General features: G+C 59.7%; 15 protein-coding genes. 10 read left to right on the top strand and 5 right to left on the bottom strand.

What is annotated here, in order from left to right; translation table 11 throughout:
- Positions 1–453: 453 nt before the first annotated feature.
- The 6 genes from fadB (at position 454) to QRN61_RS08910 (ending at position 7,896) form a co-directional block, all read left to right on the top strand.
- Entirely contained in the window at positions 454–2,601 is a 2,148-nt protein-coding gene (gene fadB / locus QRN61_RS08885; RefSeq protein WP_024013640.1) for a fatty acid oxidation complex subunit alpha FadB, read from the top strand.
- 29 nt (positions 2,602–2,630) lie between these two features.
- Positions 2,631–3,806, top strand: a complete 1,176-nt coding sequence (fadA, locus tag QRN61_RS08890) for an acetyl-CoA C-acyltransferase FadA (protein WP_285373597.1) — start codon at positions 2,631–2,633, stop codon at positions 3,804–3,806.
- Between the two features lie 99 nt (positions 3,807–3,905).
- On the top strand, positions 3,906–4,142 hold the full coding sequence (locus QRN61_RS08895) for a DUF1653 domain-containing protein (protein WP_027611446.1): 237 nt from the start codon (positions 3,906–3,908) through the stop codon (positions 4,140–4,142).
- A 114-nt stretch (positions 4,143–4,256) separates the two neighbouring features.
- A complete protein-coding gene (gene topA, locus QRN61_RS08900; protein WP_096797175.1) occupies positions 4,257–6,887 on the top strand; it encodes a type I DNA topoisomerase in 2,631 nt (876 codons plus the stop codon).
- Positions 6,888–7,031: 144 nt separating this feature from the next.
- Positions 7,032–7,556, top strand: a complete 525-nt coding sequence (locus QRN61_RS08905; RefSeq protein WP_027611448.1) for a DUF6586 family protein — start codon at positions 7,032–7,034, stop codon at positions 7,554–7,556.
- 106 nt (positions 7,557–7,662) lie between these two features.
- The gene (locus tag QRN61_RS08910) at positions 7,663–7,896 is read left to right on the top strand and encodes a hypothetical protein (RefSeq protein ID WP_003226592.1); all 234 of its coding nucleotides are present in this window, start codon (positions 7,663–7,665) and stop codon (positions 7,894–7,896) included.
- A gap of 94 nt (positions 7,897–7,990) precedes the next feature.
- Here the strand turns inward: QRN61_RS08910 and sulA are convergent, their stop codons facing one another.
- Positions 7,991–8,464 carry an SOS-induced cell division inhibitor SulA gene (gene sulA, locus QRN61_RS08915; protein ID WP_003226591.1) on the bottom strand — a complete coding sequence of 158 codons (474 nt, stop codon included), beginning with the start codon at positions 8,462–8,464 and terminating at the stop codon, positions 7,991–7,993.
- A 10-nt stretch (positions 8,465–8,474) separates the two neighbouring features.
- The gene (lexA, locus tag QRN61_RS08920; RefSeq protein ID WP_003226590.1) at positions 8,475–9,083 is read right to left on the bottom strand and encodes a transcriptional repressor LexA; all 609 of its coding nucleotides are present in this window, start codon (positions 9,081–9,083) and stop codon (positions 8,475–8,477) included.
- Between the two features lie 229 nt (positions 9,084–9,312).
- On the opposite strand from lexA, the gene QRN61_RS08925 reads away from it, so the two are divergent.
- The 4 genes from QRN61_RS08925 (at position 9,313) to QRN61_RS08940 (ending at position 15,241) form a co-directional block, all read left to right on the top strand.
- On the top strand, positions 9,313–10,020 hold the full coding sequence (locus tag QRN61_RS08925; protein WP_007961819.1) for a TetR/AcrR family transcriptional regulator: 708 nt from the start codon (positions 9,313–9,315) through the stop codon (positions 10,018–10,020).
- A 158-nt stretch (positions 10,021–10,178) separates the two neighbouring features.
- Positions 10,179–11,189: a beta-N-acetylhexosaminidase gene (gene nagZ / locus QRN61_RS08930; RefSeq protein ID WP_041068989.1), complete on the top strand. Its 1,011-nt coding sequence runs from the start codon at positions 10,179–10,181 to the stop codon at positions 11,187–11,189.
- 11 nt (positions 11,190–11,200) lie between these two features.
- A complete protein-coding gene (locus QRN61_RS08935; protein WP_150369293.1) occupies positions 11,201–11,938 on the top strand; it encodes an S-methyl-5'-thioinosine phosphorylase in 738 nt (245 codons plus the stop codon).
- A gap of 9 nt (positions 11,939–11,947) precedes the next feature.
- Entirely contained in the window at positions 11,948–15,241 is a 3,294-nt protein-coding gene (locus QRN61_RS08940; protein WP_285373598.1) for a DEAD/DEAH box helicase, read from the top strand.
- 147 nt (positions 15,242–15,388) lie between these two features.
- Here the strand turns inward: QRN61_RS08940 and QRN61_RS08945 are convergent, their stop codons facing one another.
- From QRN61_RS08945 to mfd, 3 genes are read right to left on the bottom strand one after another with little or no spacing between them, the layout of a single operon-like run.
- Entirely contained in the window at positions 15,389–18,079 is a 2,691-nt protein-coding gene (locus QRN61_RS08945) for a DEAD/DEAH box helicase (protein WP_285373599.1), read from the bottom strand.
- Positions 18,080–18,090: 11 nt separating this feature from the next.
- Positions 18,091–18,657, bottom strand: coding sequence for a CsiV family protein (locus QRN61_RS08950; RefSeq protein ID WP_027611454.1), 567 nt, complete (start codon positions 18,655–18,657; stop codon positions 18,091–18,093).
- A gap of 10 nt (positions 18,658–18,667) precedes the next feature.
- Positions 18,668–22,117 carry a transcription-repair coupling factor gene (gene mfd, locus QRN61_RS08955; protein ID WP_096797171.1) on the bottom strand — a complete coding sequence of 1,150 codons (3,450 nt, stop codon included), beginning with the start codon at positions 22,115–22,117 and terminating at the stop codon, positions 18,668–18,670.
- Between the last annotated feature and the right edge of the window lie 211 nt (positions 22,118–22,328).

Below are 22,328 nucleotides of genomic sequence, written 5' to 3' on the forward strand. Positions count from 1 at the left end.
GGGCGGGGTGGCCAGGCAGGCCGGTAACTGTTTTTATCGCTGCCTTGGCTTTTCGCGGTCAGCGATTCTCCCTGTAGTCCAGCCAGCGTAGCCTGTTAAACAAGGCTCGCCGGGAATTAGGGCGACTTTTCTAACTATTGATTCTATGAATGGCTTTGCATGCAGCTGCGTGTTGCGGATCTGTGTGCAACGGAAATGACCACAAAGTCGCATTTCAACCCGTATTTTGGGCGATTGACAATTGTTGGAAATTCCGTGAAGGTGACGTACCCAAATCAAACGGGCGTATGAATTGAGCGTTTGTCTTACAGACTGCTCCTACAGAATCCCGACTATCGCGTTGGCGGGTGTGCCGGGTGGATTGGCGTCAGCATCGACGAAAAAGCGTCCTGCCGAGCCATTTACCTGCGTCCGACGTGTACTGTTCAGCTTCCATATCGTGGAGATCAGTTGATGATTTACGAAGGTAAAGCCATCACGGTTAAAGCTCTTGAAAGTGGCATCGTCGAATTGAAATTCGACCTCAAGGGTGAGTCCGTCAACAAGTTCAACCGTCTTACCCTGAACGAACTGCGTCAGGCCGTGGACACCATCAAGGCAGATGCTTCGATCAAGGGCGTGATCGTCAGCAGTGGCAAGGACGTGTTCATCGTCGGCGCCGACATCACCGAATTTGTCGACAACTTCAAGCTGCCGGATGCCGAGCTGGTTGCTGGCAATCTCGAAGCCAACAAGATCTTCAGCGATTTCGAAGACCTCAACGTTCCGACCGTGGCCGCGATCAACGGCATCGCCTTGGGTGGTGGTCTGGAAATGTGCCTGGCGGCGGACTACCGCGTCATGTCGACCAAGGCCAAGATCGGTCTGCCGGAAGTCAAACTGGGCATCTACCCAGGCTTCGGCGGTACTGTGCGTCTGCCACGTCTGATCGGCGTCGATAACGCCATCGAGTGGATTGCCGCCGGCAAGGAAAACCGTCCTGAAGACGCGCTGAAAGTCAGCGCCGTCGACGCCGTGGTTGCTCCGGAGAAGCTGCAGGAAGCTGCCCTTGAACTGATCAAGCGCGCCATCTCCGGCGAGTTCGATTACAAGGCCAAGCGTCAGCCAAAACTTGAAAAACTCAAGCTCAACGCCATTGAACAAATGATGGCTTTCGAAACCGCCAAAGGTTTTGTGGCAGGGCAGGCTGGCCCGAATTACCCGGCGCCGGTTGAAGCCATCAAGACCATCCAGAAAGCCGCGAACTTCGGTCGTGACAAGGCGCTGGAAGTCGAAGCAGCAGGTTTCGTCAAACTGGCCAAGACCTCTGCCGCGCAGAGCTTGATCGGTCTGTTCCTGAACGATCAGGAGCTGAAGAAAAAGGCCAAGGCCTACGACGAAATCGCCAAGGACGTGAAGCAGGCTGCCGTACTCGGCGCCGGCATCATGGGTGGCGGTATCGCCTATCAGTCGGCCTCCAAAGGCACGCCGATCCTGATGAAGGACATCAACGAGCACGGTATCGAGCAGGGTCTGGCCGAAGCCGCCAAACTGCTGGTTGGCCGCGTTGACAAAGGTCGCATGACCGCCGCGAAAATGGCTGAAGTGCTCAACGGCATTCGTCCGACCCTGTCCTACGGCGACTTCGGTCACGTCGATCTGGTTGTTGAAGCCGTGGTCGAGAACCCGAAGGTCAAGCAAGCGGTGCTGGCTGAAGTCGAAGACAAGGTCAAAGAGGACACCATCCTCGCGTCCAACACCTCGACGATTTCCATCAGCCTGCTGGCCAAGGCCCTCAAGCGTCCGGAAAACTTCGTCGGCATGCACTTCTTCAACCCGGTGCACATGATGCCGCTGGTGGAAGTGATCCGTGGCGAGAAGTCCAGCGAGCTGGCGATTGCCACAACCGTTGCCTACGCCAAGAAAATGGGCAAGAACCCGATCGTCGTCAACGACTGCCCGGGCTTCCTGGTCAACCGCGTTCTGTTCCCGTACTTCGGCGGTTTCGCCAAGCTGGTCAGCGCTGGTGTGGATTTCGTCCGCATCGATAAAGTCATGGAAAAATTCGGCTGGCCGATGGGCCCGGCGTACCTGATGGACGTGGTCGGCATCGACACCGGTCACCACGGTCGTGACGTGATGGCTGAAGGTTTCCCGGATCGCATGAAGGATGACCGTCGTTCGGCCATCGACGTGCTTTACGAAGCCAAGCGTCTGGGCCAGAAGAACGGCAAGGGCTTCTACGCCTACGAAGCCGACAAGAAAGGCAAGCAGAAGAAGGTTGCCGATCCGTCGGTGCTGGAAGTGCTCAAGCCGATCGTTTACGAGCAGCGCGAAGTCACTGACGAAGACATCATCAACTGGATGATGATCCCGCTGTGCCTGGAAACCGTGCGTTGTCTGGAAGACGGCATCGTTGAAACTGCCGCCGAAGCCGACATGGGTCTGGTCTACGGTATCGGTTTCCCTCCATTCCGTGGCGGTGCGCTGCGCTACATCGATTCGATCGGTGTGGCCGAGTTCGTTGCCCTGGCTGACCAGTACGCTGATTTGGGCGCGCTGTACCACCCGACCGCGAAGCTGCGCGAAATGGCCAAAAACGGCCAGAGCTTCTTCGGTTAAGCGCCCCCAACTAGAGTGAGAGTGAACTTATGAGCTTGAATCCTAGAGACGTCGTGATTGTCGACTTCGGTCGTACTCCGATGGGCCGCTCCAAGGGCGGCATGCACCGCAACACCCGCGCCGAAGACATGTCGGCGCACCTGATCAGCAAACTGCTGGAACGCAACAGCAAGGTTGATCCTGCTGAAGTCGAGGACGTGATCTGGGGCTGTGTGAACCAGACCCTGGAGCAGGGCTGGAACATCGCGCGCATGGCGTCGCTGATGACCCAGATTCCGCACACCTCGGCCGGCCAGACCGTCAGCCGTCTGTGCGGCTCGTCGATGAGCGCCCTGCACACTGCAGCGCAAGCGATCATGACCGGCAACGGTGACGTATTCGTGGTTGGCGGCGTCGAGCATATGGGCCACGTGAGCATGATGCACGGTGTCGATCCGAACCCGCACATGTCGCTGTACGCGGCGAAAGCCTCGGGCATGATGGGTCTGACCGCAGAAATGCTCGGCAAGATGCACGGCATCACTCGTGAGCAGCAGGATGCCTTTGGCGTGCGCTCCCACCAGCTCGCCCATAAAGCGACAGTGGAAGGCAAGTTCAAAGACGAAATCATCCCGATGCAGGGCTACGACGAAAACGGCTTCCTGAAGCTGTACGACTACGACGAAACCATTCGTCCGGAAACCACCCTGGAAAGTCTGGCGGCCCTCAAGCCTGCCTTCAATCCAAAAGGCGGCACCGTGACAGCCGGTACTTCGTCGCAGATCACCGATGGTGCTTCGTGCATGATCGTGATGTCGGCGCAGCGTGCACAGGATCTGGGGATCCAGCCGATGGCCGTGATCCGTTCGATGGCAGTGGCGGGTGTGGATCCGGCGATCATGGGCTATGGTCCAGTGCCGGCGACACAAAAAGCCCTGAAGCGTGCGGGCCTTGGCATCAACGATATCGACTTCTTCGAGCTCAACGAAGCTTTCGCTGCACAGGCCCTGCCAGTGCTGAAAGATCTGAAAGTGCTCGACAAGATGAACGAGAAGGTTAACCTGCACGGCGGCGCGATCGCCCTGGGTCACCCGTTCGGTTGCTCCGGTGCCCGTATTTCCGGCACCTTGCTGAACGTGATGAAGCAGAATGGCGGCACCTTCGGGGTGGCCACCATGTGCATTGGTCTCGGCCAAGGCATCTCCACCGTCTTCGAACGCGTTTAAGCGTCTCGTCGATGGAAGCCGGGGCCCAGTGCCCCGGTTTTTGTTTTTGCGGATTTATTTTTGTATTTATTTTGAAAAAATTTGAGTGAGGGCCGAAGCATGCCGATACAACCTGGGCTCTACCAACATTACAAAGGTCCGCAGTACCGCGTATTCAGTGTTGCGCGGCACTCCGAGACCGAAGAGGAAGTGGTGTTTTACCAAGCCCTGTATGGCGATTACGGCTTTTGGGTGCGCCCTTTGAGCATGTTCGTCGAGTCGGTCGAGGTTGACGGCGAGCAGGTGCCACGCTTTGCTTTGGTGCACGCCGAACCGAGCCTTTTTTCCAAGGCATAAGGCGAGTGCGCACAGAACCCTGTGCTTGACCTCACCTTGTAGCCACTATATATAGCGGTGCCGCGTCAGGCGCCAACCGCCTTTCACTTCTAGAATTCAGGAATTTTCTGATCCATGGGCAAATCGCTGGTCATTGTGGAATCCCCGGCTAAGGCCAAGACCATCAACAAGTATCTGGGCAACCAATACGTGGTGAAGTCGAGTATCGGCCATATCCGAGACCTGCCCACCAGCGGTTCGGCTAGCGCCAGCAAAGAGCCAGCCGCCAAGCGCGGCAAGGCTGCCGCGGGCGAGGGGCCGGTGCTCACGCCGAAAGAGAAAGCGCGCAAGCAACTGGTCTCGCGCATGGGTGTCGATCCCGATCATGGCTGGAAAGCCCAGTACGAGATCCTCCCGGGTAAAGAGAAGGTCATCGAAGAGCTGCGCCGGCTCGCCAAGGATGCTGACACCATCTATCTCGCAACCGACTTGGATCGCGAGGGGGAAGCCATTGCCTGGCACCTGCGCGAAGCCATTGGTGGTGACGACAGCCGCTACAAGCGCGTGGTGTTCAACGAAATCACCAAGAAGGCGATTCAGGAAGCTTTCTCCGAGCCGGGCGAGCTGGACATTGATCGTGTAAATGCCCAGCAGGCGCGTCGTTTCCTCGACCGCGTCGTGGGTTACATGGTCTCGCCGTTGCTGTGGGCCAAGATCGCCCGTGGCCTGTCAGCCGGTCGCGTGCAATCGGTTGCCGTGAAACTGGTGGTGGAGCGTGAGCGTGAGATTCGTGCATTCAACCCGGAAGAGTACTGGGAAGTGCACGCTGATCTTGGCACCGCCAAGGGTTCGACCGTACGTTTCGAAGTGGCGCGCGAGAAGGGTGAAGCCTTCAAACCGCTGAACGAAGCTCAGGCCACAGCCGCGCTGGAGAAGCTCAAGTCCTCCAGCTACAGCATCGTCAAGCGCGAAGACAAGCCGACCAGCAGCAAGCCGTCGGCGCCGTTCATCACGTCCACCCTGCAGCAGGCCGCGAGCAACCGCCTGGGCTTCGGCGTGAAGAAAACCATGATGATGGCCCAGCGTCTGTACGAAGCCGGCTACATCACTTATATGCGTACCGACTCGACCAACCTCTCGGCTGATGCCGTGGCGATGGCGCGTACTTATATCGAGGACGAGTTCGGCAAGAAGTACCTGCCGGAAACGCCGAATGTCTACAGCAGCAAAGAAGGCGCACAAGAGGCTCACGAAGCGATTCGTCCTTCCGATGCCAACACCACGCCAAGCAAGCTTGCAGGCATGGAGCGTGATGCTGAGCGCCTCTACGAGTTGATCTGGCGCCAGTTCCTCGCTTGCCAGATGCTGCCGGCGCAATATCTGTCGACCACCGTCAGCGTTGCCGCTGGCGACTTCGAGTTGCGTGCCAAGGGCCGCATCCTCAAGTTCGACGGTTACACCCGCGTTCTGCCGCAAATCACCAAGCCTGGCGACGACGATGTTCTGCCGGACATGGCGCAGGGCGACGCGATGAAGCTGATCAAGCTCGATCCGTCGCAGCACTTCACCAAACCACCGGCCCGTTACTCGGAAGCCAGTCTGGTGAAAGAAATGGAAAAACGAGGCATCGGTCGTCCTTCGACCTATGCGGCGATCATTTCGACCATTCAGGATCGCGGTTATGTGACCCTGCACAACCGTCGTTTTTATTCGGAAAAGATGGGCGATATCGTCACCGAGCGTCTGTCGGAGAGCTTCTCGAACCTCATGGACTACGGCTTCACCGCCGGCATGGAAGAGAACCTCGATGATGTGGCTCAGGGCGAGCGCGACTGGAAAAACGTGCTGGACGAGTTCTACGGCGACTTCAAGAAGAAGCTCGAAGTGGCCGAGAACCCGGAAAGCGGCATGCGTGCCAACCAGCCGGTCATGACTGACATTCCGTGCACCACGTGCGGTCGTCCGATGCAGATCCGTACGGCATCGACCGGCGTGTTCCTCGGTTGCTCGGGCTACAGCCTGCCGCCAAAAGAGCGCTGCAAGGCCACCGTCAACCTGGTGCCGGGCGACGAGATCGCTGCGGACGACGAGGGCGAGTCGGAGTCGCTGGTGCTGCGCGGCAAGCATCGCTGCCCGATCTGCAGCACCGCGATGGATGCCTACCTGCTCGACGAGAAGCGCAAACTGCACATCTGCGGTAACAACCCGGATTGTGCCGGCTATGAAATCGAAGAGGGCAACTACCGCATCAAGGGCTACGAAGGTCCGAGCCTGGAATGCGACAAGTGCGGCAGCGAGATGCAGCTCAAGACCGGCCGTTTCGGCAAGTTCTTCGGTTGCACCAACCCGACCTGCAAGAACACCCGCAAACTGCTGAAGAGTGGTGACGCGGCGCCGCCGAAGATGGATCCGGTGAAGATGCCTGAGCTGAAATGCGAGAAGGTCAACGACACCTACATTCTGCGCGACGGTGCTTCCGGTCTGTTCCTGGCGGCCAGCCAGTTCCCGAAAAACCGCGAGACTCGTGCTCCGCTGGTGATCGAGATTCTGCCGCACAAGGATGAGATCGATCCGAAGTACCACTTCCTCTGCGAAGCGCCGCAGAAGGATCCTGATGGTCTGCCGGCAGTAATCCGTTACAGCCGCAAGACCAAGGAGCAATATGTACAGACCGAGGTCGACGGCAAGCCTACCGGCTGGAAGGCTTACTACGACGGTGGCAAGTGGACTGTTGAAGACAAGCGCACAAAAGCCAAGGCTGAGTAAGCGCTAGCCTGATCCACAAAAGGCCGCATGATGACTCTCGGGTTTTCATGCGGCCTTTTTGTTTTGTGCTTGCGGTCGGATCCGCTGATCCACGACACTGTCGGGTCTGTGTGACGCAATTATTTCGCTGTGGAGACTGCCGGCATGGCGCACGAACTCTATACCCGCACCAATCAGAAGATCTATTTCGCCGGCCTGTCGCTGGAGGCTCTGGCTCGCGCCGAAGAGGGGCGGGCGATGAATGCGTTGGCGCTGATTCAGGCTGGCCGTGAATCAGCATTGTTTCACCTCTATGGCGCGCTTCTGGGACTGTGTCACGAGATCGCCGGTTTCTATCGTCTGCCTCAGGCCAATGCATCGCGAGCCGAAGCGTTGCTGACTCGCGAAGTCCTGGAATCGATTGCGATCCCGGAACTGGCCGAGATGGTTGAGCTGGCTGGTAACCCTGAAACCTGGCTGGCGAAATTGCTGGCGGCGCACTCAGCGTTGTTTCAGCCGCCACGGGTGCCCCACAAGCCCAAGGGTGATGTGACACAGCCATTGATTCAGGCCATTAATCTCGATGAAGAAGAGGCGCCGCAGGAGTTGAGTCGGGAAGAGCTGGAGAGCTGGCGGCAGAATCTCAAGGGCCTGGCAATCCGCTTTCGCGAAGGCTTGAACGAATGCTGAGGACAATTGACACGGTGGCAATCTGAAACATGCTGCTGGTCAAGATCCCGAGCGAAGCCCGAATGATGTCTATATAATCCCTGCCTTTCGTGGAGAACAGACCTATATGCCAACGTCCTTTCTAGAAATTGTCGAGTTACCAGACGGCCGAATCGAACTGCGCAGGGCTGAGGACGAGGGTTCTCTGGTGACGCTGGATTTCTCCGAGGATGCTAAAGCATTCCTGCAAGGCCAGCATGTGGAAATCGCGAAAGCGATGTTGAGCGTCGGCGTACAGATGGCCGGCCGTATGGTCGAAGGCGAATTTGATAAGGAAGAAGGGCCGCGGGTTCTTCACTGAGCCCCGCCTGTCGGCGTTTGCTGTTACCGCATCAGATCGGCTTCTCTGTCCTTGGAGAAGCCATGCGCTTCACACAGCGCGCGTTACAAGTGAATCAACCCAATCGAATGTTCAGGCTCTGAGCGTCGCCCGTGCGGGCTGCGCTGATCAGTTGTTGCCGTGAACTTGTGTTCAGCGGATTGAGCCAGGTTACCACCGTATGGCTACGACCCAGGCGCAGTGCTTCGCAGGCCAGTTGCTGAGCGCTTTGCGCACCACGAGGTTGCAGTAGCAGAATGCGTTCACGGTTCAGGCCGGCCTCTCGCAGCCAGATCTGAGTCAGGCTGGCTGGAGGGGCGATCAGCGTCAGCCAGCGTGCATCCTGATCCTCGCTCAGTTCGCGAAGGATCGGGGCCAGCAGGTTCAGGCAGTTCCCGGCCGCACCGCGCAGTGACAGCTCACTGAATACTTCCGGTTCGGCAATCCATGGGCGCTCGACCACATCTTTCAGGATCGGTGCCATCGGTTGTGCCAGAAACGCTTCGAATAGAGGCAGTTGTGTTTGCTGGGGTGTGTGTGGGAACTGCATAAAGCCTCCTTTAGCGGCGGATTACGCCGACACTCAAGCCTTCGATCACCAGTTCCTGATCTTTCAGGTCGACTTCGATAGGGGCGAACTCAGGGTTTTCGGCAATCAACCAGACTTTGCTGCCTTCGCGCTTGAAGCGCTTGACCGTCACTTCATCGCCGATCCGTGCAACCACCACCTGGCCATTGCGTGCTTCGCGGGTGGTGTGAACCGCCAGCAGGTCACCGTCGAAAATGCCGATGTCCTTCATGCTCATGCCGTGTACGCGCAACAAGTAATCGGCCCGTGGGTGAAAGAACGCAGGATTGATGTTGCAGGACTCTTCGATGTGCTGCTGGGCGAGGATCGGTGCGCCGGCAGCGACCCGGCCAATGATCGGCAGGGTAGAGTCGTCAGCCTTGGCTTCGAAACCGGGGATGCGAATGCCGCGGGAGGCGCCCGGGGTCATCTCGATAGCGCCTTTGCGGGCCAGGGCCTTGAGGTGTTCTTCCGCCGCATTGGGCGACTTGAAACCCAGTTCCTGAGCGATTTCCGCGCGGGTTGGCGGGTAGCCGTTGTCTTCGAGGCAGCGTTTGATAAAGGCCAGAATCTCGGCTTGGCGTGGCGTCAGCTTTAGCATATTGATCGCTCTGTCTTTTTATACAGTGACTGGGATTATATACAGTGAAGCGGTCTTGGCAATGCCCGTTTTTTTGCAGCCCGCCGGACGGTCGGTTCCCGTGCTTATTAATGCGCCGGTCGAGTGTGGTTAAATAGCTGACCGACCATTCCCAAAACGAACTGGCAGGCTTGACAAGGCACAGGCTGAAACGTATGTTTCAAACAAGTGTTTGTCAGGCGGAGTAGCCATGGCCCAGTCGGAAACCGTTGAACGCATTCTTGATGCTGCCGAGCAGTTGTTCGCGGAGAAAGGTTTCGCTGAAACCTCATTGCGTTTGATCACCAGCAAGGCCGGGGTAAACCTGGCGGCGGTGAATTATCATTTCGGCTCCAAGAAAGCGCTGATCCAGGCGGTTTTCTCGCGCTTCCTCGGGCCGTTCTGCATCAGCCTCGATAAAGAGCTGGAGCGTCGCCAGGCCAAGCCTGAAAACAAGCCGACCCTTGAAGAGTTGCTGGAAATCCTCGTCGAGCAAGCGCTCGTGGTGCAGCCACGCAGCGGTAACGACCTGTCGATCTTCATGCGTTTGCTCGGTTTGGCGTTCAGCCAGAGCCAGGGTCACCTGCGTCGTTATCTGGAAGACATGTACGGTAAGGTGTTCCGCCGCTACATGCTGTTGGTCAACGAAGCGGCTCCGCGCATCCCGCCAATCGAGCTGTTCTGGCGCGTGCACTTCATGCTCGGCGCTGCGGCGTTCAGCATGTCCGGGATCAAGGCCTTGCGCGCGATTGCCGAGACCGATTTCGGCGTCAACACCTCGATCGAACAGGTGATGCGTCTGATGGTGCCGTTCCTTGCCGCCGGCATGCGTGCCGAAACCGGTGTCACCGACCCGGCGATGGCGACTGCGCAGCTTCGCCCGCGCAGCAAATCGACTCCGGTGGCCGCCAAGGTTTAACCGCACACGGGTGGGCGCGGCTGCTTGTATCCGCTAAGCTAGCCGCCCATGCCGACTTTCGTTCTGAACCCGATCTCCATAGAAATTATTGGCCTGCCGAGCACTGCTCACGGTAGCGATTTCTGGCGGATCGGGTTTTTCGTTTTCAAGGAATCTCTATGACTGCTGGCCTGCAAGGCTCGTTGATGGTGGACGTCGCCGGTACCTGGCTGACGGCCGAAGATCGCCAATTGTTGCGCCAGCCCGAAGTGGGCGGCCTGATCATTTTCGCGCGCAACATCGAGCACCCGCGCCAAGTGCGCGAGCTGAGTGCTGCGATCCGCGCCATTCGCCCGGATCTGCTGCTGGCGGTCGACCAGGAGGGCGGCCGGGTGCAGCGTCTGCGTCAGGGCTTCGTGCGCCTGCCGGCCATGCGTGCCATCGCCGACAACCCGAACGCCGAATACCTCGCCGAACAATGCGGCTGGGTCATGGCCACCGAAGTGTTGGCGGTCGGCCTCGACCTGAGTTTCGCCCCGGTGCTGGATCTGGATTACCAGCGCAGCGCCGTGGTCGGCACTCGTTCGTTCGAAGGGGATCCCGAGCGCGCAGCGTTGCTCGCAGGCGCCTTCATCCGCGGCATGAACAGCGCGGGCATGGCCGCTACCGGCAAGCATTTCCCCGGTCACGGTTGGGCCGAAGCCGACTCCCACGTCGCGATCCCGAATGACGAGCGCAGTCTCGACGAGATCCGCGCCAACGACCTCGTACCGTTCGCCAGACTCAGCAAGCAACTCGCTGCGGTCATGCCGGCGCACGTCATCTATCCGCAAGTCGATTCGCAGCCGGCCGGGTTCTCCCGTCGCTGGTTGCAGGACATCCTGCGCGGCGAGTTGCAGTTCGACGGTGTAATCTTCAGCGACGACCTTTCAATGGCTGGCGCCCACGTGGTTGGCGATGCCGCCAGCCGTATCGAGGCCGCGTTGACTGCCGGCTGTGATATGGGGCTGGTGTGCAACGACCGCGCTGCTGCGGAACTTGCGCTCAGTGCCGCGCAACGGATGAAAGTCAAACCGTCCGCGCGCATCGCGCGCATGCGCGGGCAGGCGTTCGCCAGCACCGACTACCGTCAGGATCCGCGCTGGCTCACCGCCATCGGCGCGCTCAAAGACGCTCAACTGATCGATTAAGGATTTTTGCTATGACGGTTTACGCAATCATCGGTGGCACCGGCCTGACCCAGCTCGAAGGGTTGACCATTCGCCAGTCGCTGGCGGTGGACACACCCTACGGTGCGCCATCGGCCGACGTGCAGATCGGCGAATACGCCGGCAAGGAAGTGCTGTTCCTCGCCCGTCACGGCCATCCGCACCGTTTCCCGCCGCACAAGGTCAACTACCGCGCCAACCTGTGGGCGCTGAAGCAGGCCGGCGCCGAGGCGATCATCGCGGTCAACGCGGTGGGCGGGATCCATCCGGCCATGGGCACCGGGCATTTCTGTGTGCCACACCAGATCGTCGATTACACCAGCGGTCGCGAACACACGTTTTTCGCCGATGATCTGGAGCACGTCACCCATATCGATTTCAGCTTCCCTTACAGTGAGCCGCTGCGTCAGCAATTGATCGTCGCGCTGGCTGCCGAAGGCTGCGAATACAGCGATCAGGGCGTGTATGCCTGCACCCAGGGCCCGCGTCTGGAAACTGTGGCCGAGATCGTGCGTCTGGAGCGCGATGGCTGCGACATCGTCGGCATGACCGGCATGCCGGAAGCGGCATTGGCTCGTGAGCTGGATCTGGATTACGCCTGCCTGTCGCTGGTGGTGAATCCGGCGGCGGGCAAGACCACGGCGGTTATCACCATGGCCGAGATCGAGCAGGCGCTGCATGACGGCATGGGCAAGGTGAAATCGACGCTCGCGCGGGTGTTGGCCAGCTAAGGACTGTCCATGAGCACTTTCATCGAGCGGCTTAAAGGGCTGGCATGGACTCACGCATTCAGTAGCAAGGCGTTGGCCAAGGCCCGCGCTTATGCTGCCGATGATCGGGTAGAGATCATCGAGATCGATGACAGGAAAATCGAGGCCTTCTGCGTCGGTTCGGAAACTCAGGCGTATGAACAAAGCATCTACCTGTCCGATGATCGCCTGGGATCGGTTAATTTGCGTTGCTTATGCACCTGCCCCGTCGCGATTGATTGCAAGCACTGCGCGGCGGTGCTCTATCTCCTGCAGGGCATTGACGACGATACGTCCGAAAGTGACGCCCAGATCCCCTTGGGTCGGGCGCTGGAGCATTGGCTTTCGACAGTCCCCGTCCCGGCCAGGCCCGTCGACGAAGGGGCGCAAACCGCGGGCACGCGCCTGTTTTACAAACTCAAACCCACGTCTGCGAACGGCAAGTGGCTGCTCGATATTTTCAAGGTCTATCAGCTCAAGAGCGGCGAGTTACGCGAAGTAAAACCGCTGTATTCGCTGTCGGACATGCTCATGCGTCAGCCCGGTTATCTGTCCGAACTGGATCTGCGCGTCGCCAGGCTGTTGGTCGCCATGCATTCCCATCACGCCTACTACAGCGGCTATCCGCTGGAAGGCAGCAGTGGCGCGGAACTGCTGGAAATGCTCCTGCGCACCTCGCGCCTGTTCCTCGACTTCGAAAACTTGCAGCCACTGACGCCGGGCGCGAAACGCATGGGTCTGTTCTCTTGGGCCGAGCAGGCCGACGGTGGGTTTCGCGCCCAGTGGAGCAGTGCCGAGGCTGCGCAGGAAACCGTGCTGGCGCTGGAGCCGCTTTATTACATCGATCGTGAGCAGCGACAGGTTGGCCCTCTGTTCAGTGAGTTGGAAGAAAAACTGGCCTGCCATTTGACCCTCGCCCCAGACATCCCGGCGCGTCAGGCGATGCAGTTCAGCCATCGCATGAGCGCGATGACCAAAATCCCGCCGCCGCACAAGCTCACCGAACGAATCATCGATGACGTGCTTCCGCAACCGCAATTGACCTTGGTCAGCGGCCGGGAGCGTTCGCGCTGGGAATACGTTCTGGAGCACCGCGCCGCTCTGGTGTTTACCTACAACGGTCATCCGGCGGTGGATCGTAATCCGGAAGTGATGATCCTCAATGGCACTGAAACCCAGCGCATTCGACGCCAGCCTGCGATGGAAAAGAAGCTGCGCCAGAGCCTGCAAAAGCACGGCTTCAAAAAAGCCACGCGCAAGAGCGCTATGGATCGTCTCGGCGAGATGTTCACCTTGCCGGATGATTCCGCCTGGCTCGGATTCATGCATGAAGGGCTTGCCACACTGCGCGCCGCGGACTGGGAAATCGAAATCAGTCCCGGCTTCCATTTCGATGTGCAGCCGGTCGAACACTGGTACGCGGAGGTCGAAGAAGAGGCCGGGCATCAATGGTTTGATCTGCAACTGGGCATCGTCGTCAATGGCGAGCGCTACAGCTTGTTGCCGATCCTTCTGCATCTGTTGCGCACCCAGCCACGTTTGCTCGACCCGGTGAATCTGGCGCAACGCAGCGACGACGAAAAACTCCTGATCGAACTCAAGCCCAGCGGTTTTGGCGACCCGGCAGGCGCCAAGGTGGCGTTGCCGCTGAGTCGGGTCAAACCGCTGATGGCGACGCTGGGCGAGCTGTACCTGGGCGGACATCAGGGCGATGCGCTGCGCTTGACTGTTCCAGACGCCGCGCGCCTGAGTATGCTCGATGGCATGCCACTGGAATGGCAGGGCGGCGAACGCCTGCGCACTTTTGCCAAGCGGCTGCACAATTCCAGTCACACCCATATTGCTGCGCCGGCCGGCCTTAATGCGCAACTGCGCCCATATCAGCTCGAAGGCCTTGGCTGGATGCAGACTCTGCGGGAGCTGGAGGTCGGCGGCATTCTTGGCGATGACATGGGCTTGGGCAAAACCCTGCAGACCCTGGCGCATCTGCTCACGGAAAAGCACGCCGGTCGCCTCGATTGCCCGGCACTGGCGGTGATGCCGACCAGCCTGATTCCCAACTGGCTCGACGAGGCCCAGCGCTTCACGCCTCAGTTGAAGGTTCTGGCGCTGCATGGGGCCGGGCGGCAAAAAGACTTCGCCAATCTCGCCGAATACGACTTGGTGCTGACCACTTACGCCTTGCTGCCCAGGGATCTTGAAACGTTGCGGCCGCAGTCGTGGAGCGTGCTGATTCTCGACGAAGCGCAGAACATCAAGAACCCGCTGAGCAAAGCGGCGCAGGCCGCACGTGACTTGCAGGCCCGTCAGCGCTTGTGTCTGAGCGGCACGCCACTGGAAAACCATCTCGGCGAGCTGTGGTCGCAGTTTCATTTCCTCATGCCTGGCTGGCTGGGCGACAGCAAGTCCTTCAACCGCGATTACCGCACACCGATCGAGAAGCATGGCAATGTCCAGCGCATGCAGCACCTGACGGCGCGCATCAAGCCGTTTTTGCTGCGTCGCAAGAAAGATCAGGTCGCCACTGAGCTGCCGCCGAAAACCGAAATCATCCATTGGGTTGAACTCAGCGACGGCCAGCGCGACGTCTATGAAACGGTGCGCGTGGCGATGGACAAAAAAGTGCGCGATGAAATTGCCCGCAGTGGTGTGGCGCGCAGTCAAATCATCATTCTTGATGCCTTGCTCAAGCTGCGTCAGGTCTGCTGCGATCTGCGGTTGATCAACATGCCTCTCACGGCGAAGGCATTGCGCTCAGGCAGCGGCAAGCTGATCAGCCTGATGGAGATGCTCGAAGAGTTGCTCGGCGAAGGTCGGCGCATCCTGCTGTTCTCCCAGTTCACCTCGATGCTGGCGCTGATCGAGCAGGAGTTGCAGCAGCGCGCTATCGGTTATTCGTTGCTGACTGGCGACACCACCGACCGGCGCACGCCAGTCAAGAATTTCCAGGGCGGCAAGGTGCCGTTGTTCCTCATCAGCCTCAAGGCTGGCGGTACCGGTCTGAACCTGACGGCTGCGGACACGGTGATCCACTTCGACCCGTGGTGGAACCCGGCAGTGGAGAATCAGGCAACTGATCGCGCTTATCGTATCGGGCAGAACAATCCGGTGTTTGTTTACAAGCTGATCGCTCGCGGCACGGTAGAGGAAAAGATACAAGCGTTGCAGCAGGAGAAAGCAGCGTTGGCCGGGGCGGTGCTGGAAGGGGGTACGACAGGTGGGTTCAAGCTGGAACAGAGTGACATCGAGGCGCTGTTTGCGCCGCTGCCGGTTTCCAGGGGTTGACTGTCCAGGTCAGAGTTCGACATCTGATGGCCCCATCGCTGGCAAGCCAGCTCCCACAGGTTTTGTAATGTTCACAAAATAGTGCTCGACGCAAAGCACCGTGGGAGCTGGCTTGCCAGCGATGGCAATTTATCTGAAAAACACATCTCAACGCTTGTCGAACTTGTCCGGTAATGGCGCAAACAGCGCTTCGATGTCATCGCTCTGCAGTTTCCAGTCCCCGGCCTTGCGCCCATCCAGTACGCCTGCTGCCAAGTCAGACTTTTCCTTCTGCAGGTGCTGAATCTTCTCTTCCACTGTGCCCCGGGCAATCATCTTGTAGACGAACACCGGTTTTTCCTGGCCGATTCGATAGGCGCGGTCGGTTGCCTGGTTCTCGGTCGCCGGGTTCCACCACGGATCGTAATGAATCACCGTATCCGCTTCGGTCAGGTTCAAGCCGACGCCGCCGGCCTTCAGGCTGATCAGAAAGATCTGACGCTTGCCGCTCTGGAATTCCCTCACCGGCGTGCGCCGATCGCGGGTCTGTCCCGTCAGCAGGGCATAGGCCACGTTGCGTTTTTTCAGTTCGTCTTCGATCAGTGACAGCATCGACGTGAACTGCGAGAACAGCAGAATCCGCCGACCTTCTTCGAACAACTCTTCGAGCATTTCCATCAGGCTGTCGAGCTTGCCCGAGCTGCTGCCGCGGGCGGGCAGGGTGGCGTCGTTGACCAGGCGCAGATCGCAGCAGACCTGACGCAGCTTGAGCAGGGCTTCAAGAATGATGATCTGGCTACGCGCCACGCCTTTGCGAGTGATCTCGTCGCGGACTTTCTTGTCCATCGCCAGGCGCATGGTTTCGTACACGTCGCGCTGCGCCTCATTGAGATCGACCCAGTGGATGATCTCGGTTTTGGGCGGCAGTTCGGTGGCCACCTGTTCCTTGGTGCGGCGCAGCAGAAACGGTTTTATCCGCCCATTGAGGTGCTGCAGCCTGACTTCGCTGGCGCGCTTTTCGATCGGCACGCGGTAGTCGGCATTGAAGCTTTTGACATCGCCCAACCAGCCCGGCAGCAGAAAGTGGAACAACGACCACAACTCGCCGAGGTGGTTTTCCAGCGGTGTGCCACTCAGGCACAGGCGCTGGCGCGCGTTGAGTTCGCGAGCGGCCTGCGCGGCCTTGCTGTTCGGGTTCTTGATGTACTGCGCTTCGTCGAGCACCAGAACGTGCAGCGGCTGTTGTGCCAGCCGTTCGACGTCCTTGGGCAGCAGTGCATAGGTGGTCAGGATCAGGTCGAAGTCGGCCAGATGCTCGAAATGCTTTTTGCGGCCGGCACCGTACAGCGCGACCACTTTCAGTTGCGGCGTGAAGTGCGCGGCTTCGTCGAGCCAGTTCGGGATCAGGCTGGTGGGCATCACCACCATGCACGGTCGATCCAGACGCCCGGCGTTTTTCTCACTGAGAATATGCGCCAGGGTCTGTAAGGTTTTACCCAGACCCATGTCGTCCGCCAGAATCCCGCCGACCTCAAGCTGACGCAGGGACTGCATCCAGCTCAAGCCTTCGAGCTGATAGGGACGCAGCGTCGCGTTCAAGCCCTTCGGCGCTTGTGCACTGTAGTCGCGGATGTCGCGCAGGCGTTGGGCGAAACTTCGAATCTGTTCGCCACCCTCCCACAGCAGGGGAATGCCTTCCAGCGAGTTGAGGCGTGTGGCATCGGCCTTGCTCAAGCGCAGGGTGGTTTCGCCCGGCTCCTGCAGGTAGAACTCGCCCAGCGTCGCCAATACCGGTTTCAGCCGCCCAAGGGGCAGCGCCACTTGCAATGGCCCGTGCTCACTGTTGCGTTGCGGAATATTGACCAGAATCAGCTCGTCATCGCGGCGCCGCGCAAGGCGTTCCGGGTTGAGGATTTCCGTGTGCGAGCGCATCAGATTGAGCAGGATCGGCAGCAGGCTCAGGCGTTCACCATTGACGATGATCCCCAGTTCCAGATCGAACCAGTCGCGCTCCGGCGCCTGTTCGACGGTGGCGTACCAGTCGTCGACGGCGGTCAGGTCGAAACCGAATTCCTCGTCGATCTGCAATTCCCAACCTTGGGTGCGCAGCTTCGGCAGTTCGTTGAGGGTAAACGTCAGCCAGGCGCTGTCGTTGACCATCTCGTACAGCTCGCCTGCGCTTTCCGGCAGCGCTTTGCTCTGGCGCGTGGCGATACGGAAGCCGAGGATTCTTAACTGTTCGCGGTAGGACTGCTCCACTTCCGGATGGCGTTTTATCCGCAGGGTCTGGGTTTCCTGACGAATCAGAATGTCGCTGTTTTTCTGTCCGCTGACGTATTCATCCAGATAGCTGAACGACAGCGCCGCCCGATGCTGAATATAGCGCTGCATCTTGCCGTTGCGCGGCTCGAACGCGCTGAACTCAACGCTGGCCAGCCACAGGCGCGGCAGCGGTTGCACGTTGTCCACCAGCACTTGCGGCGGCGCCTTGGGGCTGCGGTTTTCCAGAACAGCCTGGAGCTTTTCCAGCAACTCGGCGTCTTTCGCAGCGGCAGGGTATTCGAGGGTTTCCTGCACTTGCAGGAGTACTGCGGCGCAGTGTTTGCAGTTATTGCGCACCGGGCAGGTGCAGGTGGCGTCAACCAGCAACAGGGTGTCTTTGGCTGACTCGCGCAGGTGAATGGTCTGACGGTAGACGTTACCGCCAGAGCCTTCGCAACTGGCGGTGATGGTCGCATCGCCAACCTGCGCGATGCGTACCCGGTTTTCCAGGGCGTAGCGGCGGCCACGCTCCAGGCTCTGTTCCTTGAATCGGCTGACCCAGGAGGGTGCCAACGGTTTACTCAGGGGCGGGGACATAAGGACTTCGATCAGTCCGGAATCGCTTCAGGGGCTTGCCGAGGGGCGGGCGCCGTCAGGGACGTGATCTTGATCAGCAGCGCCAGGTGGCCGTTGTCGAGATAGTTGAGCTGGCCGTTTTTGGTGTGACTGTCCTGTTTCAGGTGTTCGCTGGCAGTGACCATGCCGTTGGCGTCGATCTGGTTGACCCAGAAGTCGGCGTTCACGTCGGTGAAGCGTCCGAGTTTCATTTCCAGCGTGCCCTCGATCGGGAACTGGCCGAACTGTTCCTTGCCGTCGCTGACGGCCACCTTGGTCGGCGCTTCGCCGAGGGTCTGCTGCCAGGCCTTGTGCATCAGCACACTGTAATCACCGCTGGCGCTGAGTTTGCTGGCAACGTCGCCGAGCGCAGGTGTGCGCAGGCTGTCATCACCCAGGCGTTGAGCGCCGGCGGCCCAGTCTTCCGGGGCGGCGCGGCTGACGATAGCCGGCACGGCGTTCTGGCGCACCAGAATCATTTCGACCTGATACAGGTCATCGGCGAAAACCGAAGGGGCTACCAAGGCAAGTAGCAAAGTCAGTGAGCGAAACAGGCGCATGCGGCGTCCTTCAAACAGTTTTCGGGAGGAGGCGCTCGAACAGCGCCTCTACAGTATTAAAGCGCTCTTCCGGGCGTTCCATCGGCACCTGGAACTTGAACATCGTGGCGCCTTCGAATTTGTAGCGTTTTGGCTGAGTCTGGATCAGTTTGATCAAGGTCATCGGGTCGACCGGCGTCTGCGCGGCGAACTCGATGCGTCCACCCTGCGGGCCACCGTCGACTTTTTTGATGCCCAGCTGTTCGGCCTGCAACTTCAGCGCAGTGATGCGCACCAGATTCTTGGTCGGCTCCGGCAGCAGGCCGAAACGGTCGATCATCTCCACTTGCAGATCCTTCAGGCCTTCCTCGTCGGTGGCCGAAGCGATGCGCTTGTACAGAATCAGACGGGCGTGAACATCCGGCAGATAATCTTCCGGAATCAGCGCAGGCACGCGCAGGTTGACCTCTGGGCCACCGCCGAGCGGTTGATCGAGGTTCGGCTGTTCGCCCTTGCGGATCGACTTCACCGCGCGCTCGAGCATTTCCATGTACAGCGTGAAGCCCACGGCCTGAATCTGCCCACTCTGGCCGTCGCCCAGCAGTTCGCCGGCACCACGGATTTCCAGGTCGTTGGTCGCCAGCACGAAACCGGCGCCCAGATCCTGGGTGTTGGCAATCGCTTCCAGACGCTTTTCCGCGTCCGAAGTGATTTGCTGGCGCGGCGGGGTTAGCAGGTACGCGTAAGCCTGGTGGTGACTGCGGCCGACGCGTCCGCGCAGCTGGTGCAATTGCGCCAGGCCGAACTTGTCGGCGCGCTCGATGATGATGGTGTTGGCGCTCGGCACGTCGATGCCGGTCTCGATGATGGTCGAGGCGATCAGCACGTTGAAGCGCTTGTGATAGAAGTCGCTCATCACCTGTTCGAGTTCGCGTTCGCGCATCTGTCCGTGACCGATGCCGATCCGTGCTTCCGGCACCAGTTCGGCGAGATCCGCCGCGCACTTCTCGATTGTTTTGACGTCGTTGTGCAGGTAGTAAACCTGCCCACCGCGCAGCAGTTCACGCAGCAGAGCCTCTTTGACCGTGCTCTTGTTCTGCTCCATGACGAAGGTGCGTACCGACAGGCGGCGCGCCGGCGGGGTGGCGATGATCGACAGATCACGCATGCCCGACACCGCCATGTTCAGCGTGCGCGGAATCGGCGTGGCGGTCAGCGTGAGAATGTCGACTTCGCTGCGCAGGGCCTTGAGCTGTTCTTTCTGCCGCACACCGAAGCGGTGCTCTTCGTCGATGATCACCAGACCCAGGTTTTTGATCTTCACATCGTCGGACAGCAGCTTGTGCGTGCCGATGACGATATCGATCTTGCCTTCCGCCAGGTCGGCGATCGCCGCGTTGACTTCCTTGGCCGATTTGAAGCGGCTCATCACTTCCACGGTCACCGGCCAGTCGGCGAAACGGTCGCGGAAACTGTTGTAGTGCTGCTGGGCGAGCAGGGTGGTCGGCACCAGAATCGCCACCTGACGCCCGCCGTGTACGGCGATGAACGCTGCGCGCATCGCCACTTCGGTCTTGCCGAAACCGACGTCGCCGCAGACCAGACGATCCATCGGCTTTGGCGCGAGCATGTCTTCGCGCACCGCTTCGATGGTCGCTTGCTGGTCCGGCGTTTCTTCGAACGGGAAACCGGCGCTGAAGGTCGCGTAATCGGCTTTCGGGTCGGCAAACGCGTAGCCTTCGCGGGCGGCACGACGGGCATAGATGTCGAGCAGCTCAGCGGCGACATCGCGCACCTGTTCGGCGGCTTTGCGCTTGGCTTTCTGCCAGGTCTCGGAGCCGAGGCGGTGCAGCGGCGCCAGTGAGTCATCGCTGCCGGTGTAACGCGCGATCAGATGCAGGTTGGCCACCGGCACATAGAGCTTGGCGTTCTCCGCATATTCCAGAGTGAGGAACTCCGCAGCCTGGTTGTCGATTTCCAGAATCGTCAGGCCCAGATAACGCCCGACACCGTGATCGATGTGCACCACCGGCGCGCCTTCGCGCAGTTCGGTAAGGTTTTTGATCACTGCATCGTTGTTGGCGTCGGCGCGTTTTTCCCGGCGACGACGCTGCATGACGCGCTGACCGAACAACGGGCTCTCCGCCACCAGCGCCAGCGCCGGGTCATCGAGCATCAAGCCTTCGTCGAGCGGCGCGATGGTGATCGCCAGGCGATCCTTGCTCGAAACGAAGTCCGGCCAACTGTCGACGGTTTTCGGCCGCAGCTTCAGCCGTTCCAGCAGCTCCAGCAGGACTTCACGCCGGCCCGCGGATTCGGCGGTGAACAGCACGCGTCCGGGGAATTCGTCGAGGAATGTCGAGAGCGCCGCCAGTGGTTGTGTGGCCTTGGCTTCGATCGCCAGGTTTGGCAGTGCCTGCGCCGGGAAGCGCTCGCGACCGGCACCGGATTCGACGTCCTGCTGACTGGCAACGACCCGTGGCCAGCTCTTGAGGCGGGCGAAGCAGTCTTCCACCGGCAGGAACAATTCCGCAGGCGGCAATAGAGGGCGCGATGGATCGACGCGGCGCTCTTCGTAGCGATTGCGCACGTCGTTCCAGAAGTTTTCTGCCGCTTGTTCGATACCCGGCAGCGAGAACACTTGAGTGTCCTGCGGCAGGTAATCGAACAGTGTCGAGGTTTCGTCGAAGAACAGCGGCAGGTAGTACTCGATACCGGCCGGGGTGATGCCGCTGCTCAAGTCCTGGAAGATCGGGCAGCGCCGGAAGTCGACATCGAAACGCTCGCGAAAGCGCGCCTTGAAGCGGGTGACCGCATCTTTCTGCAGCGGGAACTCTCGGGCCGGCAGCAGCTTGACCGAATCGACCTTGTCGATGGAGCGCTGGTTTTCCGGATCGAAGGTGCGCAGGGTTTCGATTTCGTCGTCGAACAGGTCGATACGATAGGGCAGTTTGCTGCCCATCGGGAACAGGTCGATCAGCGCGCCGCGCACGGTGAACTCGCCGTGCTCGTAGACCGTATCGACGTAGCGATAGCCGCTGGCCTCAAGGCGCGAGCGCATCTGTTCGACATCGAGCTTCTGCCCGACATCCAGCACCAGGCTGCTGCCGAGCAGAAACTTGGTCGGCGCCAGGCGGTGCAGGGCGGTGGTGATCGGCACCACCAGCACGCCGTGCGCCAGTTCCGGCAGTCTATAAAGGCTGGCGATACGCTGGGAGATGATGTCCTGGTGCGGCGAGAACAGATCGTACGGCAGGGTTTCCCAGTCGGGAAAATGCAGCACGGGCAAATCCGGGGCGAAGAAACTCAGCTCCTGTTCCAGCCGTTCGGCACTCTGGCTGTCGGCGGTCAGTAGCAGGGTGAAGCGCTTGGCAGCGCTGGCAGCCTCGGCAATCGCGAGGCTGAGGGCAGCACCGGGCAGGTTGCCCCAATGCTGTTTACCTGCCGCGGCAGGGAGAAGCGGTAGACGCAGAACGGGCACGGAAGGTTGAGCTCCAGGCTTTGCGACAAAGTCGGTAATTGTAGCGGCGTCCGGTGCCGGCTGTCAGTTGCAGACTGCGTCTATCTTCACGGTTTGCGCAAAATGTAGTGGTAACCATAAAAACGAGCACTTTTTTAGTGGTTATGTAGTGCCGAAATCGACTGGTGTTACGGAGGGTTACAGACATCGTCTAACAGTCGTCGAAAAATTG

This window comes from Pseudomonas sp. lyk4-TYG-107, assembly GCF_030209055.1.
Lineage (GTDB): Bacteria > Pseudomonadota > Gammaproteobacteria > Pseudomonadales > Pseudomonadaceae > Aquipseudomonas > Aquipseudomonas putida_A.